This is a genomic window from Actinoplanes sp. NBRC 103695, assembly GCF_030269485.1.
Classification (GTDB): domain Bacteria; phylum Actinomycetota; class Actinomycetes; order Mycobacteriales; family Micromonosporaceae; genus Actinoplanes.
On record NZ_BSTL01000005.1, the window covers coordinates 180,872 to 198,286 of the forward strand.

Sequence of the window (17,415 nt, forward strand, 5' to 3'; positions counted from 1 at the left end):
TTCTATGTCGCGATGAACATCTCTCGCGGCAGCCTCGCCGCCGCCCTCGCCGCGGTCACCATCGCGGTGACGGCCACCCCGGCCATGGCCGACTCGGTGCACCCGGGCACGTTCTCGGGCGAGGGCTTCGACGCCTGCACCGCGCCGGCCAGCGCGAAGATGCGCGCCTGGGATTCGTCGCCGTACCGGGCACTCGGCATCTACTTCGGCGGCACCAACCGGGCCTGCGCGCAGCCGGCCCTCACGGCCGCCTGGGTGAGCGAGCAGACCGCCGCCGGGTGGCACCTGATCCCGATCTACCTCGGCCGGCAGGCGTCCTGCACGCTCTCCACCAAACCCAACAAGATCGACGACACGCAGGCGTACGCGCAGGGCCGGGCCGACGCCAACGACGCGGTCGCGCAGGCCCGCGCGATCGGCCTGGCCCCGGACAGCACGCTGATCTACGACATGGAGGCGTACGCCGGGAACGACCCGGAGTGCAGCGAAGGCGTGGTGCAGTTCCTCGGCGGCTGGAGTGCGCGCCTGCACGACCTCGGCTACCTGTCCGGCTTCTACAGCAGCATGTCCTCGGGTGTCCGGGACGTGGTCGCCGCCTACAACCGGCAGGGCTACGTCCGGCCGGACTACGTGGACTTCGCCCGCTGGGACAACATCTCCACGGTGACCGACCCGGGCATCCCGTCGGCGTACTGGTCGCCGCAGCGCCGGATCAAGCAGTGGCGCGGCGACCACATCGAGACCCACGGCGGAGTCGCCATCAACATCGACAACGACCGGCTGGACGTGGCCCCGGCGCCGCGCACGCCGCACGGCGACTTCACCGGGAACGGCTGGTCCGACCTGCTCATCCGCAGCGGCGAGCAGTTGCAGATCCACTCCAGCAACGGCGGCGTGCTGGACACCTCGCAGTCGCTCACGTTCGGCGCCAGCTGGGACACGATGAACGCGATCATCCGGATCGGTGACTGGGACAAGGACGGCCGGGAGGACGTGGTCGCGCGGCAGGCGTCCACCGGGCGGCTGCTGTTCTACCCGGGCCTCCGGAACGCGCTGGGCGTCAGCAAACAGATCGGCACGAGCTGGAACAGCATGCGCGAGCTGACCGCGATCGGCGACTTCGACTCCGACGGCTTCCCGGACCTGCTGGCGGCTAGTACCGCGGACAACAGCCTCTACCTGTACCCCGGTCGCGACGGCGTCGTGTCCGGGCCGCGGGTGAAGATCACCGGCGGCGGCTGGGACACGATGAGCGAGCTGGCCGGCGTCGGCGACTTCGACTCCGACGGGTTCAACGACCTGATCGCCCGGCACACCGCGAGCGGGGTGCTGTACCTCTACCCGGGCGCGGCCGGCGGCTTCGGGACGCGGCGGGAGATCGGCTCCAGCTGGCAGAACATGCGCGACCTGGTCGGGGCCGGTGACATCAACCGGGACGGGTTCCAGGACCTGGTCTCGATCGACGCCTCCGGCGCGGTGTGGCGCTACGAGGGCGACGGTTCCGCCCTGCCGCGTCGGTTCCGGATGGCGACCGGTTTCGGAAGCAGGACGCCGGCCTTCTAACCGGGCAGGTGTTCGGCGACCACCGCGACGAGGTCGGCTGCGGCGTACGGCTTGTCCAGGAAGCCGTCGCAGCCGGCCTCGAGCGCGGCCGCCCGGTCCTGCGGCAGCACGCTGGCCGTCACTGCGACCACCACCGGCCGCTTGCCGTCCAGCGCCATCTCACCCGCGGCCAGTTCCCGGGCCAGGGTCAGGCCGTTGCCGTCCGGCAGGTTCATGTCCAGCAGGACCAGGTCGATGGGCCCGCCGGCCAGCCGCTCGCGGGCGGCGGCGAGGCTGCCGGCGTCGATGATCTCCGCGTGCCGTACCGCCGCGATCTGCGCCCGGGCCAGCACCGCCTTGACCAGCGTCCGGTTCAGGTCCTCGTCCTCGACGAGCAGGATCGTGCTCACTCAGGTGTCCTTCCTCGACGGCGGGCGCCTGCCCAGAAGCGGCGCCAATGTCTCCCAGCCGGCCCCGCCGGCCATCGCCTCGGCCAGCACCCCGCCGGCCATCGCGGTGGCCACCAGCGGCGCCGCGTCGGACGGGTCGGCGCCGATCCCGGCGGTGATGCCCAGCACCGGCGTGTGCGCGGAGTCCTCCGCGATCGCGGCCATCAGGCTGAAGCCGTCCACGTCGGTGCTCTGCATGTCGCAGACGATCAGGTCGAAGTGACCGGTGCGGCTGAGCTCCAGCCCGTCCCGCCCCTCGGCGCAGGCCACCACGTCGGCGCCACCGGCCCGCAGGCCCTGCTCGATCGCGCAGCGCACCTGGTCGTCGTCCTCCACCACCAGCACCCGCGGGCTGGAACGGTCGGCGAGCGTCTGTGCCAGCGCGGCGAGCAGCGCCGCCTGGTCCACCGGCTTGACGAAGTAGTCGCTGGCGCCGAGCTCGAGGCCGGCCTGCCGCTCGTCGACGATGCTGGCGAAGAAGACCGGGATGCCGGCCAGCCGGGCGTCCGCCTTGAGCCGCCGGATCACCTCAAAGCCGTCGATGCCGGGCAGCGTCACGTCCAGCACGATGGCGTCCGGCGGGGTGGTACCGGCCACGGTCAGCCCGGACTCGCCGCTGCCCGCCACGGCGATCCGGTAGCCGGCCGCGCTCAGCTGGGCGCTCAGCAGGTCGGCGGCCTGCGGGTCGTCCTCGATCAGCAGCACCAGCGGGGCGTCGGCGTCGTCGGCCGGGACGGAGCGGACGATCGGGGCGGCCGGCAGGCGTACGGCGAAAGAACTGCCCTGACCCGGCGCCGAGACCAGCGAGATCTCGCCGTCGTGGGCCTCGACGAGGCGTCTGGTCAGCGCCAGCCCGAGCCCGGTACCGGCCCGCCGGCCCTCGTCGTCGCCGGCCTGCTGGAACTCCTCGAAGACCCGCCCGTGGTCGGCCTCCGCGATCCCGATGCCGGTGTCCTCGACCACGACCTCCACCACGTCGTCGCGCAGGTCCCGGGTCGTGACCGTGATCGTGCCGCCCGACGGGGTGAACTTGATCGCGTTGGAGAGCAGGTTCTCCACGATCTGCCGGAAACGCACCCGGTCGGCCAGCGCGGTCACCTCCGCCAGGTCCCGCTTCACGGTCAGCTGCTTGGTGGTGATCAGCGGTGACAGGCCGGTGAGCAACTCGATCAACGCGGTGTCCACACGCAGCGGGGCGAGCCGCAGGTCCAGGTGCCCGGCCTCCACCTTGGCCAGGTCGAGGATGTCGTTGATCAGGCCGAGCAGGTGCCGTCCACTGGTGTGGATGTGCTCGATCCACTCGGCCGGAACCCGGCGGCGGTCGCTGTCCGGCTCCTCCAGGCGCATCAGGTCGCTGAAGCCGATGATCGCGTTCAGGGGCGTGCGCAGTTCGTGGCTCATGTTCGCCAGGAAGGTGCTCTTCGCCTTGCTGGCCCGGGTCAGCGCCTCCACCGACTGGCTCAGCTCGTCGGACAGGCGGCGCTGGGCGGCGATCACCGCCTGCCGCTCGGCCAGGACGCCGGCCTGCCCGCCGAGCGCGGCCAGCTGCCGCAGGTCCTCGTCGCGGAACAGGGTGCGGTGGCGGTTGAAGAGCAGCACCGCGCCGTCCACGTCCGGTGGCACCGGCATGCTGAGCGCGGTGACGAAGTCGTCGCTGAGGTCGTCGCCGTAGTGCGCGACCACCGACGGCGCGCCCTCCCGCAGCCGGGCCGGGCGCCCGGCCCGGATCAGGGCGGTCAGGTCGGCGTTGTCCAGGCTGTCCGGCGTGGGGAGCGACGGGCCGGAGTAGCCGATGGTGGCGAGCTGCCCGTCGGGCCGGGGCATCAGCACGGCGACCGCGTCGGCGCCGGTCTGCACCCGCATGATCTCGGCGTAGATCTGCCAGACCTGCTCGGGAGACTCGACCGGGGCGCGCAGCAGCCGCTCGGTCACCTTCTGCGCGGTCGAGGCCGAGAACGCCCGGCGCAGCCAGCGCGGCGGCGCGAAGGCGAACAGGTAGCCCAGGCCGCTCACCATGGCCAGCACCCGGCCGGCGGCCTCCAGGGCGGGTTTCTCGGTGAAGGTGCCCACACCGATCAGCGCGATCATGCCGCCGAAGGCGAGCGTCGCCGCGGAGGCGATGGTCAGCCGGGCCCGGTTGGCGCCGGTCCGCCGGCGAGCCTTCCCGAAGAGCAGCGCGGCGGCGATGCCCTCACCGACCAGGAAGACCACCACGACCAGCGCGAGTACCGGGTCGGTCGGGTCGGCGCCGGTGAAGAGCCGGGCGCCGGCCACGAAGACCCAGGTGAGCCACACGAAGAGTTCGAGCCCGTGGGGCACCGAGCGCAGCCGGGCGGCCAGCCGGACGGTCAGGCAGGGCTGCGTCAGGATGATCGCGTAGGCCATCGGTTCGACCCAGGAGGGCAGCGGTCCGGGCAGCGCCCCGGCCACGGCCGCCACGAAGAACACCGTCGGCGGCAGGAAGACCCAGGTGATGTCCCGTTGCAACGGATCGCGCCGGCGTAGGTAACCCCACAGGGACCGGACGAAGAGCGCCGCGAAGGTCATCAACGCGGCGAACAGGACAACAAGACTCCAGCCGGTTCCCATATCGGCACTAATCGTAGCTTTTCGACAGCTCCCGTCAGGCCGATACGCTTTGTCGATGCAGCGCTGGCGGGGATACGAAGCGGTGCCGAGCGGCTGGGGTCGTTCGGTGGTGACGATCGGCGTCTTCGACGGCGTGCACCGCGGGCATCAGGCGATCATCGGTCACGCCGTGAAGCGGGCACGCGACCTCGGCGTCCAGTCCGTGGTGGTGACCTTCGACCCGCACCCGTCCGAGGTGGTGCGGCCGGGCTCCCACCCGGCGGTGCTCACCGAGCCGGTCCGCAAGGCCGAGCTGATCGAGCAGATGGGTGTCGACGCGCTCTGCGTGGTGCCGTTCACGTCGGCGTTCTCCCAGCTCAGCCCCGAGGCGTTCGTGCACGACGTGCTGGTCGAGGCGCTGCACGCGTCGGTCGTGGTGGTCGGCGACAACTTCCGCTTCGGGCACCGGGCGGCCGGGGACGTGCCGCTGCTCGCCGCGCTGGGCCGGTCCTTCGGCTTCGGCGTGGAGGAGGCGCCGCTGGTCGCCGAGGACGGTCTGGTCTTCTCGTCCACGTACATCCGCAGCTGTGTCGACGCCGGGGACGTCCGGGCCGCGGCGGCCGCGCTGGGCCGGCCGCACCGCCTGGGCGGCGTCGTGGTCCGTGGTGATCAGCGGGGCCGTGAGCTGGGCTTTCCCACCGCGAACCTGATGTGCCACCGGTACGCGGCGATCCCGGCCGACGGGGTCTACGCCTGCTGGCTGGTGCGCGGCGGGGTGCACTCCGGCCGGCAGATGGCCGCGGTCTCGGTCGGCACCAACCCGACCTTCTCCGGGCGCGAGCGACGGGTGGAGGCGTACGTGCTGGATTTCGACGGCGACCTCTACGGCGAGCGGGTGTCCCTGGATTTCGTCGAGCACCTGCGGGAACAACGCGCCTACACCGGCATCGAGCCGCTCGTCGCGCAGATCCGCGAGGACGTCGAACAGACCCGCGCGTTGCTCAGTTGAGCTGCTGGTAGGGTTGGTGGGAGCTGGGCTCACCAGCGACCGGTCTCGCCTGCCTGCCCGACGCCGCGGGCCGCGAGAAGATCCGGCTTGAAATCGGCAACACAGAATTACGGAGAACATGGCGCTCGATCAAGAGACCAAGACCAAGATCATCGATGAGTACAAGGCGCAGGACGGCGACACCGGGTCGCCCGAGGTGCAGGTCGCGATGCTGACGAAGCGGATCGCCGACCTCACCGAGCACCTGAAGGTTCACAAGCACGACCACCACAGCCGCCGTGGGCTGCTGCTGCTGGTCGGCCGCCGGCGCCGCCTGCTCAACTACGTGCAGAAGAAGGACATCGCGCGCTACCGGACGCTGATCGAGCGTCTCGGCCTGCGCCGATAGCTTCACCGGGGGAGTGACCATCGGTCGCTCCCCCGAGGTTTTTTCAGCGACACAGACACCCAACGGACCCGCCGCGGCCGGTCCTCGGTAGTGGTTCCCGAGCCTGCCTCGGGCACTTCGATCGAAGACCGGCGTTGAGAAAAAACACCGTCGGGTCCTTCGACGAAGGAGTTCCACACCAACATGCCAGAGCAGAACACCGCTCTCGGGACTGAGTCCCGCACCGCCGTCATCGACAACGGCGCTCTCGGCACCCGCGAGATCACGTTCTACACCGGCCGGCTCGCCATGCAGGCCGCCGGCTCGGTCATCGTCCAGCTCGGCGAGACCACCGTTCTGTCCGCCACCACGGCGTCCAAGCACCCGAAGGAGCACTTCGACTTCTTCCCGCTGACGGTGGACGTCGAGGAGCGGATGTACGCCGTCGGCCGGATCCCCGGCTCGTTCTTCCGCCGTGAGGGCCGCCCCAGCGAGGACGCCATCCTCACCTGCCGGCTGATCGACCGGCCGCTGCGCCCGTCGTTCACCAAGGGCCTGCGCAACGAGGTCCAGGTCGTCGAGACCATCCTGGCGCTCGACCCGCAGCACCCGTACGACGTCGTCGCGATGAACGCCGCGTCGATGTCCACCAAGCTCTCCGGCCTGCCGTTCTCCGGCCCGGTCGGCTCGACCCGCGTCGCGCACGTCGAGGGTCAGTGGGTCGCCTTCCCGACCCTCGAGGAGCTGGAGCGCGCCACCTTCGACATGGTCGTGGCCGGCCGGGTGACCGCCGACGGCGACGTCGCGATCATGATGGTCGAGGCCGAGGCCACCCCGCACGCGATCAAGCTGATCCAGGCCGGCGCCACCGCGCCGACCGAGGAGGTCGTGGCCAGCGGCCTGGAGGCCGCCAAGCCCGCCATCCGCGAGCTGTGCCGCGCGCAGAGCGAGCTGGCCGACATCGCCGCCAAGCCGGTCGCCGAGTTCCCGGTGTTCCTGGACTACCAGGACGACGTCTTCGCCGCAGTGACCGAGCTGGTCCGCGACGAGACCGCCGAGGCGCTGAAGATCGCCGGCAAGGCGGAACGCGAGGAGTCCCTCGACCTGATCAAGGCGAAGGCCCAGGAGAACCTGGCCGAGCGCTTCGAGGGCCGGGAGAAGGAGATCTCCGCCGCCTTCCGTTCGCTCACCAAGAGCGAGGTCCGGCAGCGGGTGCTGCGCGAGCAGGTCCGCATCGACGGTCGTGGCCCGCGTGACATCCGCCCGCTGAGCGCCCAGGTCGGCATCCTCCCGCGGGTGCACGGCTCGGCGCTGTTCGAGCGTGGCGAGACCCAGATCATGGGCGTCAGCACGCTGAACATGCTGCGGCTGGAGCAGGCGCTGGACACCCTGGCGCCGGAGAAGTCCAAGCGCTACATGCACAACTACAACTTCCCGCCGTACTCGACCGGTGAGACCGGCCGGGTCGGTTCGCCGAAGCGCCGCGAGATCGGGCACGGCGCGCTGGCCGAGCGGGCCCTGGTGCCCGTGCTGCCGACGCGTGAGGAGTTCCCGTACGCGATCCGTCAGGTCTCCGAGGCCCTCGGCTCGAACGGGTCCACCTCGATGGGCTCGGTCTGCGCCTCCACCCTGTCGCTGCTGTCCGCCGGTGTGCCGCTGAAGGCGCCGGTCGCGGGCATCGCGATGGGCCTGATCTCGGACGAGGTCGACGGCAAGACGCAGTACGTCGCGCTGACCGACATCCTGGGCGCCGAGGACGCGTTCGGTGACATGGACTTCAAGGTCGCCGGCACCAGCGAGTTCGTCACCGCGCTGCAGCTGGACACCAAGCTCGACGGCATCCCGTCGGACGTGCTGGCCGGCGCTCTGCAGCAGGCGCACGACGCCCGCACCACCATCCTCGAGGTGATGGAGCAGGCGATCAACGCCCCGGCCGAGATGTCGGAGTACGCCCCGCGCGTCACCTCGGTGAAGATCCCGGTCGACAAGATCGGCATGGTGATCGGCCCGAAGGGCCAGACGATCAACGCGATCCAGGACGAGACCGGCGCCGACATCTCCATCGAGGACGACGGCACGATCTACGTCGGCGCGACCAACGGCCCGTCGGCCGAGGCCGCCGTCGAGCGGATCAACGCGATCGCCAACCCGACGCTGCCCAAGATGGGCGACAAGTTCCTCGGCACGGTGGTGAAGACGGCCGCGTTCGGCGCGTTCATCTCGCTGCTGCCCGGCCGCGACGGCCTGCTGCACATCTCCAAGGTGGGCGACGGCAAGCGGGTCGAGCGGGTCGAGGACTTCCTCAACGTCGGCGACAAGGTCGAGGTGTCCATCGCGGACATCGACGCCCGCGGCAAGATCTACCTGGACAAGGTCCGGCCCGAGGGCGAAGAGGCGCCCCCGGTCGCCGCGAACGCCGCGGCTTCGACGGGTGAGTCCCGCCCGCCGCGCGAGGACCGCGGTCCCCGCGGCGACGGTGGTGGCGAGCCCCGCCGACGCCGGCGTTCCGGTGGTGGCGGCGACCGTGGCCGCGACAGCTGACCCACGCAATGACAGCAAGTGACCGCGGGCCGGCCGGCAGGCCGGCCCGCGCTCTTACCCAGACCCTGCAGGACGGCGTCCGCCGCACGGTCCTGCCCAGCGGCCTGCGCATCGTCACCGAGAGCATCCCGACCACCCGCAGCGCCTCCATCGGCGTCTGGGTGAACGTGGGTTCCCGCGACGAGACCGCCACCATGTCCGGCGCCTCGCACTTCCTCGAGCACCTGCTCTTCAAGGGCACCGAGAAGCGCACCGCCCTGGACATCTCGGCGGACATCGAGGCGGTCGGCGGCGAGACCAACGCCTTCACCACCAAGGAATACACCTGCTTCTACGCACGTGTGCTGGACGCCGACCTGCCGCTCGCCGTCGACGTGCTGTGCGACGCGGTGGCCTCCTCGGTGCTCGACCCGGCCGACGTGGAGGTCGAGCGTGGCGTGATCCTCGAGGAGATCGCCATGCACGAGGACGAGCCCGGCGACGAGGTGCACGACGTCTTCACCGAGACGGTCTTCGGGGCGGGCAGCCCGCTCGGCCGGTTGATCTCCGGCACCGAGGCGACGATCGCACCGATGACGCGTACGCAGATCAACAGTTTCTACCGCAAGCGCTACCTCGCGCCGCGCATCGTGATCGCCGCCGCCGGCAACCTCGACCACGCGGCCGTCGTCCGGCTGGTCCGCAAGGCCCTGGCCGGCACGGCCCTGGACACCCCGGCCGCCCCGCCGGAACGCGGTCGCAACGCGGCGCGCCGGGTCAGGACCCTGCCGCCGCAGACGGTGGTCCGCACCCGCGACACTGAGCAGGCGCACCTGGTGCTCGGCGGCGTCGGCATCGGCCGGCTCGACCAGCGGCGGTTCTCGCTGGGCGTGCTCAACAACGTGCTCGGCGGCGGCATGTCCAGCCGGCTCTTCCAGGAGATCCGGGAGAAGCGCGGGCTGGCGTACTCGGTCTACTCGTACGACACGCAGTACGCGGACGCCGGTGTCTTCGGCGTCTACGCCGGGTGCGCGCCCGGCAAGGTCGACGAGGTGCTCGACCTGACCCGCGCGGAGCTCGCCGCGGTCGCCGCGAAGGGCGTCACCGCCGAGGAGATGGCCCGGGGCAAGGGCATGGTCAAGGGCGCGTACGTGCTGGGCCTGGAGGACACCGGCTCGCGGATGAGCCGGATCGCCAAGTCCGAGCTGCTCTACGACGACCTGATGTCGGTCGACGAGTTGCTCGCCCGGGTCGACGCGGTCACCCTCGACGACGTCAACAGTGTCGCCGCCGAGGTGCTCGCCCAGCCGATGTCGCTGGCCGTGGTCGGTCCGTTCGAGGCGGGTGCCTTCGACCGGCGATGACAGCGACCCTCCCCCCACCCGTCAAGGAAGACCTCCGGCGACGCCGTGTCATCGGCATGGCCGTGTGGACGGTCGTGTTCGCGGTCGGCACCTACTTCATCGGGGTGCCGACCAGCGACCCGCTGATCGCGTTCGGCTGGCTGTGGCTGGCCACGATCGCCTGGAACAACCACTGGTCCTGGAAGCGGCACCTGCTCTTCCTGCGCGACTGGCTGCCGATCTCGCTGCTGCTCATCGTCTACAACGTCTCGCGCGGGTACGCCGACAACTATTTCGCGCCGCACGTGACCGAGCTGATCGACGCCGACAAGCTGATGTTCGGCTGGCTCACCGGTGGCCAGGTGCCAACCCAGTGGCTGCAGCATCACCTGTACGAGCCCGGTGTCGTCCAGTGGTGGGAGGTGGCCGTCTCGATCGTGTACTTCTCGCACTTCCTGACCGTGCCGACCATCGCGGTGCTGTTGTGGATGCGGTCCCGGGAACAATGGGCGCGCTTCATGCGGCGCTGGTTCACGCTCTGCGTGGCCGGGCTGATCACCTACTTCCTCTATCCCGCCGCGCCGCCGTGGTGGGCCGCCGAAGCGGAACACGGATCGTTGATCCAGGCGACCCGGATCTCCACGAACGGCTGGGACGCGATCGGGCTGCACGGCGCCGGCAACACGCTGAACGCGCTGCAGGTCGAGGCCTCGAACCCGGTGGCGGCGATGCCTTCGCTGCACACCGCGTTCGCGATGATGGCGGTCGCGTTCTTCCTGCCGTACGTGCGCGGGCGCTGGTGGCCGCTGCTGCTCGCCTATCCGCTCGCGATGACGTTCACGCTGGTCTACACCGCCGAGCACTGGGTGATCGACGTGCTGGTCGGCTGGGCGTACGTGGGCTTGGTCTTCATCGGGGTGGGCCTGGCCGAGCGATGGTGGCGCAACCGGTCTCAGGTAAATTGACGCCGTGACGGACGAGCAGCAACCGATCCGCGTCGGCGTTCTCGGCGCCCGCGGCCGCATGGGCCTCGAGGTGTGCAAGGCGGTGGACGCCGCCGCCGACCTCGAGCTCGTCGCGATGGTCGACGACGGCGACTGGCTCTTCAACGCGGCCGACGCGGGCGCCCAGGTGCTCGTCGACTTCACCACCCCCGACGTGGTGATGGACAACGTGCAGTGGGCCGTCGACCAGGGCATCAGCATGGTGATCGGCACGTCCGGCTTCACCGAGGAGCGCCTCGAGCGGGTCCGTGGCTGGCTGTCCCGGAAACCCGGGGTGGGCGTGCTGATCGCGCCGAACTTCGGCATCGGCGCCGTCCTGATGATGCAGTTCGCGGCCCGCGCCGCACGCTACTTCGACTCGGTCGAGATCATCGAGCAGCACCACCCGCGCAAGCTCGACGCCCCTTCCGGCACGGCCACCCACACGGCCCGGCTGATCGCGGCGGCCCGGGCCGAGGCGGGGTGCGACCCGATGCCGGACGCGACCAAGGAGGAGATGTCCGGCGCCCGGGGCACCGACATCGAGGGGGTGCGGATCCATGCGGTGCGCGCCGCCGGGCTGGTCGCCCACCAGGAGGTTCTTTTCGGTACGACGGGCGAGACGCTGACGATCCGCCACGATTCGCTGGACCGCGCGTCGTTCATGCCCGGCGTCCTGCTGGCGGTGCGCTCGGTGGGGTCGCGTCCCGGCCTCACGATCGGGCTGGATCCGCTCCTCTCCTAACGAGCGTGACCGCTTCCTGGTTACGTGCTCGTCGGGCATCCGCCACTCCGCGGGCCGCCGGCACTTCCACGGCCTAGCCTTCGGCCACCATGGACTTCCATCGCTACCTCCGGTTTCTGATCAAGTACGCCTTCCCCGTGATCATCCTGGGGTTGTTGTCGGTCTACCTGTACGCCGCGTTCTTCAAGCGGGAGCTCGGCCTCGTCAGGTACGACAGGGAGTTCACCGCCGCCACCCTGTTCTGCCTCGTCACGCTGGGCCTCAACCAGGTGTACGACCTGGCGCACAACCGGCAGCGCCTCGACCAGGCGGAACGCCACCTGGCCCTGCTCGCCGCCGCGGCCGCCCCGGCCCCGGTCGAGGCGAGCACCTACACCGGCGACGAGGTCTACGAGGCCACCCGGAAGGCGATCGCCGAGGCGCGGAAGCGTGTGTGGGTGACCTGGCTGCGCGACGAGGGCCCGGATCAGCGCAAGGCCACCGCGAAGCATTTCGAGGCGTGCCGGAAGTGGGCGCGGCAGGGCGACCGCAGCTTCCGGCGCATCGTCCTGCACAGCGAGCGGCCGGAGATGACCGAGTTCTACCGCACCGAGCTCGCCGAGGTCGCCCAGGCGGCCCAGGACGGCTACCGCTACCAGGTGAAACTGCTGCGCGGCTCGGTGCATGCGACCGAGGTGTTCAGCGTCGGCATCTACGACGACGTGGTGTTCTTCAGCCACCGCGGGGTCCAGGACAAGGCGATCGGGGTCAGCGTCCGTTGCCCGGAGCTCGCCGCGAACATGCGGGCCTACTACGAACGGCTGTGGTTCCTGCCGTCCGCATGCGACATCGGGGACGTCTTCACGGCGTGAACACGTCGCGGTGCTCGTCGGTCCATCGGACCCGGCCGGCCCAGTCGGCGTAGACCTCCGGGCCGTAGGACGCCTGCGGCTCGAGGCCCTCGGCGGCCAGGGCGGTGGAGCGGGCGATGACCTCCCGCTGTTGCAGGCGTACGGCGTCGTAGAGGCCGTCCGTCGACGTCAGGCCGTAGGCGGTGGCGAAGGTTTCCAGGCGGGCGCGGCGGTCCGGCGGTGCGGGGTAGCGCAGCCAGCGGGTGCACTCCTCGTCGGAGCGGAACGGCGCGACGTACTCCAGCGCATAGGCCACGTCGTGCAGGGGCGGTTTCGGCCAGGCGTAGTCCCAGTCGAGGATGCCGACCGGGGTGGTGCCGTGCCAGACCAGGTTCCACGGCCCGAAGTCGCCGTGGCAGATGATCTCGCCGGCGGCGGGCGCCTCGCCGGCGCCGGCCCACGCGGTCGCGGGTCGATGGCCGGCGATCGCCCGGTGGTACTCGCGCAGCAGCCGCGCCATCGCGGTCAGGCCCGCCTCGGGAACCACCCGTGACCAGGCTTCCGGCCCCGAATCCCCGGCGAGGTAGGTGAGCACCTCGCGCCCCTGCTCGTCGATCCCGAGGAATCGCGGAGAGTACGGGAACCCGACGTCCTCCAGGTGCCGCAGCAGCTCGTGCACGCTGCCGGACCACGGATGCAGCGGCCGCCGCACGGTGTCCCCGACCCGCTCCACCCGCCGATGCGGATCGTCCTGCAACACCTCATCCACGGCGAGTGACCCTACTGCCGTTGGTTTGTCGGGAGTAACCATTTACTCACGTGGAGCGAAGCGACCCTCGGCGTGAGCGACGGTCTGTACCACCCACCCGCTACGACCTCGAATTCGATCTTGATTTTGGGTCAGGCTTCGAGCGAGACGTGCAGGCGAATTTGGGGGACGAGCATGTCGTCGACGTCCAGGGCGCGGCCTGCGCCGTCGGGCTCCCAGCCGGTCGTGGTGAGGAACTTGCGCATCGCCGCGTCGGCCTCGTAGGTCCAGGCGACCGCGGCCTTGAAGCCGTCCTCTTTCCACAGGTCGACCGTCGCGGCGAGCAGGCGGCTGCCGTGGCCGCGCCGGCCCCAGCGCGGCTCGACCAGGATGTCGGTGATCGCGGCCACGTCGTCGCCGAGCGGCGGCTCCTCGGGAGCCAGCGCCTGCTCGTCGGCGGGGCCGGCCGCGGCGAAACCGACCGTGCTGGACGCCGACTCGCCCTGCTCGACGGCGACCAGGACGCGGTGCCGGGGCGACGGCGAGGACTCGATGGCCTCGGTCCAGCCGCGCGTCAGATAGCCCTCGTCCAGGCTGGCCAGGACGTGCGCGGGGAACATCCGGCGGTACGCCGTCCGCCACGTGGCGAGCTGGATGCGAGCGATTTCCGCCGCGTCCGACGGGCGTGCGGGACGGACGAAGCCGAGTGCCATCCCGCGAGCCTACAGCCGTATCTCGTAGCGGATCTCGGGCAGGCGGGCCGTGCTGCCGTGCGGCGTGTAGTACTCCCGCGTGCCGTCGGGCCGCATGCCCATCCGCTCGTAGAAGGCGCGGGCGCCCGGGTTCTCCTCGAAGACCCACAGCGTCATGGTCGGAAACCCGTGCTCGCGGAGGTGGCCGACCGAGGCCTCGAACAGCCGGGCGCCGGCGCCGCCGCGCCAGTGTGCGGGGTGGACGTAGATGGCGTAGAGCTCGCCCCCGTCGCCGTCGCGGCGCGGGCCGGCGTTGGCGAAACCGATGACGGCGCCGTCCTCGACGGCCACGAAGGTCGCCGCGTCCGGCAGCCGGGGCCGGTCGCGGCGCTTGGCGGCGAAGACGGCGGGGTCCAGGCCGTCAAGGGTCTCGGCAGGCACGATTCCGGCGTACGCGACCTGCCAGGTGCGTACGTGCAGTGCGGCGACCTCGTCGATGTCCGAGTCGGTGATCGTGCGAACGGTGAGCGGCACGGATCGATTCTGTCGTACCCGGGAACTAGATTTTCCTCCGTGACCATCCCCGACACCTTGAGCGTGGCGCAGGCCCGCCGGATCACGCTGGCCGCGCAGGGCTTCGCCGACCCCAAGCCGGGTGGCGCCACCGACATGCGCCACCTGCGGCGGGTGCTGCGCCGGCTGCACCTGATCCAGATGGACTCGGTCAACGTGCTGCAGCGCGCCCACTTCATGCCTCTCTATTCGCGGCTGGGCCCCTACCCGGTGGAGCTGATCGAGCGCGCGGCCTACCGGCGCCCGCGCGAGCTGTTCGAGTTCTGGGGCCACGAGGCGTCGCTGATCACGACCGACCTGCAGCCGCTGTTCCGCTGGCGGATGGCGCGGGCACAGGACTTCGCCTGGGGCAACATGACCCGCATCGCCCGGGAGCAGCCCGAGCTGGTGGCCTGGGTGCTCGACGAGGTGCGCGACCGGGGGCCGATCACGGCGGCCGAGATCGAGCACGACGCGCCCCGGCGCAAGGACCACTGGGGGTGGAACTGGTCGGTGGTCAAGCAGGCGCTGGAGTGGCTGTTCTACTCCGGCCAGGTGACGGCGTCGGAGCGGACGACCTCGTTCGCCCGGCGCTACGACCTGACCGAACGGGTGCTGCCCCGCGACGTGCTGGAGGCGCCGACCCCGGCGTACGAGGACGCGATCCGGGCGCTGGCGCAGCTGTCCGCGCGGGCGCTGGGCGTGGCGGCCGAGGGTGAGCTGCGTGACTATTTCCGGCTGCCGGTGGCGGGGTTCAAGCAGGCGGTGGCCGAGCTCGTGGAGGACGGGGTGCTCCGCCCGGTGACCGTGCGGGGCTGGAAACAGCCGGCCTACCTGCACGCCGAGGCGCGGCTGCCGCGGTGGGTGCGCGCCGCCACGCTGGTCAGCCCGTTCGATCCGCTGATCTGGGAGCGGGCGCGCACCGAGCGGCTGTTCGACATGTCCTACCGGATCGAGATCTACGTGCCGGCGGCGCTGCGGACCTACGGCTACTACGTTCTGCCGTTCCTGCTGGGCGATCGGTTCGCGGCCCGGGTCGACCTCAAGGCCGACCGCAAGGCGGGCGTGCTGCAGATCCCGGCGGCCTGGATCGAGCCGGCCGCCGACCAGGAGGAGACGGCCGTCGCACTGGCCGCTGAGCTGCGCAGGCTGGCCGGTTGGCTGGGTCTGACGGAGGTCGCGCCGCCCGAGCGCGGCGACCTCGTGGGGCCGCTGGCGGCGGCGCTGGCGAGCGGCCCTGCCGGTGTACCGTGACGGCCATGACCGAGACCGTCCAGGCCCCGCCACCGCCGTACTACGGCGGGTCGGATCGGGCCTCCCGGTTCCTCAACAGGCTGTGGTACGCAGCGCCGGTCTGGGTCGCGCCCGCCGCGATGCTGGCCTGCATGGCCTCGTCGCTGGCCTACACCGAGCTCACCAGCCCGACCGAGGCCGGCGCCGCCGACGCACCGAGCTGCCTGCTGAAATACACCACCGGCTTCATCTGCCCGGGCTGCGGCGGCACCCGCGCCGCGTGGTACCTGATGCACGGCGACGTCCCGGCGGCGGCCCGGCACCACGCGCTGTTCGTCTTCGCGGTCCCGTTCCTGCTCTACCTCTACGTGGCGTGGGCCGGTCGGCGCGTCTTCGGGTGGAACCTGCCGCAGCTCGTGTTGAGTCCTAAGGTGCTCGGGGTGTTCATCGCGGTGTGGGGCGTCTGGAGTGTGCTCCGCAACCTGCCGTGGGCGCCGTTCACCTGGTTCTACGTGTGATGCGGGGGAGTCGATGACGGTCGATACGCAGTACGAGCGCTTGCTGCGCAAGGTCCTGGAGACGGGCACGCCGAAAGGGGACCGCACCGGCACCGGGACGGTGAGCCTGTTCGGCGAGCGACTGCGCTACGACCTGTCGGCGGGGTTCCCGCTGATCACCACCAAGCGGGTGCACTTCAAGTCGGTGGCGGTTGAGCTGCTCTGGTTCCTGCGCGGCGACAGCAACACGGCCTATCTCAAGGAGCACGGCGTCCGGATCTGGGACGAGTGGGCCGACGAGAACGGCGAGCTCGGCCCGGTCTACGGCTACCAGTGGCGGAACTGGCCGACGCCGGACGGCGGTCACATCGACCAGGTCGCCAAGCTGCTGGAGACGCTGCGCGGCAACCCCGACTCGCGCCGGATGATCGTCTCGGCGTGGAACGTGGCCGATCTGCCCGACATGGCCCTGGAGCCGTGCCACGCGATGTTCCAGTTCTACGTGGCCGACGGCCGGTTGAGCTGCCAGCTCTACCAGCGCAGCGCCGACATGTTCCTCGGTGTCCCCTTCAACATCGCCAGCTACTCGCTGCTCACCCGGATGATCGCCGACCAGGTCGGCCTGCTGCCGGGCGAGTTCATCTGGGTCGGCGGCGACTGCCACGTCTACTCGAACCACGTCGAGCAGGTGCGCGAGCAGCTTACCCGCGAGGCGTACCCGTTCCCGCGGCTTTCACTGTCTCCCCGGCCGACTCTGTTCGACTATGCGTGGGACGACTTCGAGCTGGTCGATTATCACCACCACCCGACGTTGAAGGCACCCATCGCGGTATGACCACGGTTCACATGATCTGGGCGGAGGCCCGTGACGGTGTGATCGGCGCCGAGGGCGGCATCCCGTGGCGGATCCCCGGCGAGCAGGCCACGTTCAAGCAGCGCACGATGGGCTCGACCGTGGTCATGGGCCGCGGCACCTGGGAGTCGTTGCCCGAGCGGGTGCGGCCGCTGCCGGGCCGGCGCAACGTGGTGATCACGCGTGCCGCACTCGACGGCGTGGAGACGGCGCGCGGTGTCGACGAGGTGCTGCGAAAGTACGACGATTTCTGGGTCATCGGGGGCGGGACCGTCTACGCGGCTTTCCTCCCGTACGCCACGCACCTGGTCCGAACCGAAGTTGATCTTAAAATCGAGGGCGACACCTTCGCCCCGGCGCTGAACGACTGGCCGGGCATACCCGGCGAGTGGCAGATCACGGACACCGGGGTCCGATGGCGGGTGGTGGAGCACCTTCGCGCGGAAGCGCCGCGAATCGGCTGAGGCACGTCCGATAGGTTGTG

The 17,415-nt window shown here is 70.7% G+C and carries 17 protein-coding genes; 12 read left to right on the forward strand and 5 right to left on the reverse strand.

The genetic code is table 11. The features are described from left to right. Positions 1–12: 12 nt before the first annotated feature. Positions 13–1,563, forward strand: coding sequence for a glycoside hydrolase domain-containing protein (locus tag QSK31_RS09750; protein WP_285682940.1), 1,551 nt, complete (start codon positions 13–15; stop codon positions 1,561–1,563). On the opposite strand, the gene QSK31_RS09755 is transcribed toward QSK31_RS09750, so the two are convergent. Together QSK31_RS09755 and QSK31_RS09760 are read right to left on the reverse strand one after the other, a co-directional pair. Continuing rightward, positions 1,560–1,952, reverse strand: coding sequence for a response regulator (locus tag QSK31_RS09755; protein WP_285682941.1), 393 nt, complete (start codon positions 1,950–1,952; stop codon positions 1,560–1,562). The genes QSK31_RS09750 and QSK31_RS09755 overlap by 4 nt on opposite strands. Next, positions 1,953–4,580 carry a response regulator gene (locus QSK31_RS09760; protein WP_285682943.1) on the reverse strand — a complete coding sequence of 876 codons (2,628 nt, stop codon included), beginning with the start codon at positions 4,578–4,580 and terminating at the stop codon, positions 1,953–1,955. It lies immediately after the preceding gene. 55 nt (positions 4,581–4,635) lie between these two features. On the opposite strand from QSK31_RS09760, the gene QSK31_RS09765 reads away from it, so the two are divergent. The 7 genes from QSK31_RS09765 (at position 4,636) to QSK31_RS09795 (ending at position 12,377) form a co-directional block, all read left to right on the forward strand. Further along, the gene (locus QSK31_RS09765; RefSeq protein ID WP_285682944.1) at positions 4,636–5,568 is read left to right on the forward strand and encodes a bifunctional riboflavin kinase/FAD synthetase; all 933 of its coding nucleotides are present in this window, start codon (positions 4,636–4,638) and stop codon (positions 5,566–5,568) included. 118 nt (positions 5,569–5,686) lie between these two features. Further along, positions 5,687–5,956, forward strand: a complete 270-nt coding sequence (gene rpsO, locus QSK31_RS09770; RefSeq protein ID WP_221378653.1) for a 30S ribosomal protein S15 — start codon at positions 5,687–5,689, stop codon at positions 5,954–5,956. A 183-nt stretch (positions 5,957–6,139) separates the two neighbouring features. After that, on the forward strand, positions 6,140–8,476 hold the full coding sequence (locus tag QSK31_RS09775) for a polyribonucleotide nucleotidyltransferase (protein ID WP_285682946.1): 2,337 nt from the start codon (positions 6,140–6,142) through the stop codon (positions 8,474–8,476). Positions 8,477–8,484: 8 nt separating this feature from the next. Next, positions 8,485–9,819: a M16 family metallopeptidase gene (locus tag QSK31_RS09780; protein WP_285682947.1), complete on the forward strand. Its 1,335-nt coding sequence runs from the start codon at positions 8,485–8,487 to the stop codon at positions 9,817–9,819. 56 nt (positions 9,820–9,875) lie between these two features. Further along, positions 9,876–10,763 carry a phosphatase PAP2 family protein gene (locus tag QSK31_RS09785; RefSeq protein ID WP_502872923.1) on the forward strand — a complete coding sequence of 296 codons (888 nt, stop codon included), beginning with the start codon at positions 9,876–9,878 and terminating at the stop codon, positions 10,761–10,763. A gap of 4 nt (positions 10,764–10,767) precedes the next feature. Next, positions 10,768–11,526 (forward strand): 4-hydroxy-tetrahydrodipicolinate reductase, encoded by a 759-nt coding sequence (gene dapB / locus QSK31_RS09790; RefSeq protein ID WP_285682949.1) that lies wholly within the window; start codon positions 10,768–10,770, stop codon positions 11,524–11,526. Positions 11,527–11,615: 89 nt separating this feature from the next. Then, entirely contained in the window at positions 11,616–12,377 is a 762-nt protein-coding gene (locus tag QSK31_RS09795; protein ID WP_285682951.1) for a hypothetical protein, read from the forward strand. On the opposite strand, the gene QSK31_RS09800 is transcribed toward QSK31_RS09795, so the two are convergent. From QSK31_RS09800 to QSK31_RS09810, 3 genes are all read right to left on the reverse strand, one after another. Beyond that, positions 12,367–13,125, reverse strand: coding sequence for an aminoglycoside phosphotransferase family protein (locus QSK31_RS09800; RefSeq protein WP_285682953.1), 759 nt, complete (start codon positions 13,123–13,125; stop codon positions 12,367–12,369). The two genes, QSK31_RS09795 and QSK31_RS09800, sit on opposite strands and share 11 nt — an antisense overlap. A 131-nt stretch (positions 13,126–13,256) precedes the next feature. Next, entirely contained in the window at positions 13,257–13,817 is a 561-nt protein-coding gene (locus tag QSK31_RS09805; RefSeq protein WP_285682955.1) for a GNAT family N-acetyltransferase, read from the reverse strand. Between the two features lie 9 nt (positions 13,818–13,826). Further along, a complete protein-coding gene (locus tag QSK31_RS09810) occupies positions 13,827–14,330 on the reverse strand; it encodes a GNAT family N-acetyltransferase (RefSeq protein WP_285682956.1) in 504 nt (167 codons plus the stop codon). A gap of 39 nt (positions 14,331–14,369) precedes the next feature. On the opposite strand from QSK31_RS09810, the gene QSK31_RS09815 reads away from it, so the two are divergent. The 4 genes from QSK31_RS09815 to QSK31_RS09830 are packed head-to-tail and all read left to right on the forward strand — an operon-like array spanning position 14,370 to position 17,395. After that, positions 14,370–15,602, forward strand: a complete 1,233-nt coding sequence (locus QSK31_RS09815) for a winged helix-turn-helix domain-containing protein (RefSeq protein ID WP_285682957.1) — start codon at positions 14,370–14,372, stop codon at positions 15,600–15,602. Positions 15,603–15,607: 5 nt separating this feature from the next. Further along, positions 15,608–16,099 carry a DUF2752 domain-containing protein gene (locus tag QSK31_RS09820; RefSeq protein WP_285682959.1) on the forward strand — a complete coding sequence of 164 codons (492 nt, stop codon included), beginning with the start codon at positions 15,608–15,610 and terminating at the stop codon, positions 16,097–16,099. 13 nt (positions 16,100–16,112) lie between these two features. Next, positions 16,113–16,913: a thymidylate synthase gene (locus tag QSK31_RS09825; protein WP_285682960.1), complete on the forward strand. Its 801-nt coding sequence runs from the start codon at positions 16,113–16,115 to the stop codon at positions 16,911–16,913. Continuing rightward, positions 16,910–17,395, forward strand: coding sequence for a dihydrofolate reductase (locus QSK31_RS09830; protein WP_285682961.1), 486 nt, complete (start codon positions 16,910–16,912; stop codon positions 17,393–17,395). Before QSK31_RS09825 ends, QSK31_RS09830 begins: the two co-directional genes overlap by 4 nt. Positions 17,396–17,415 lie beyond the last annotated feature (20 nt).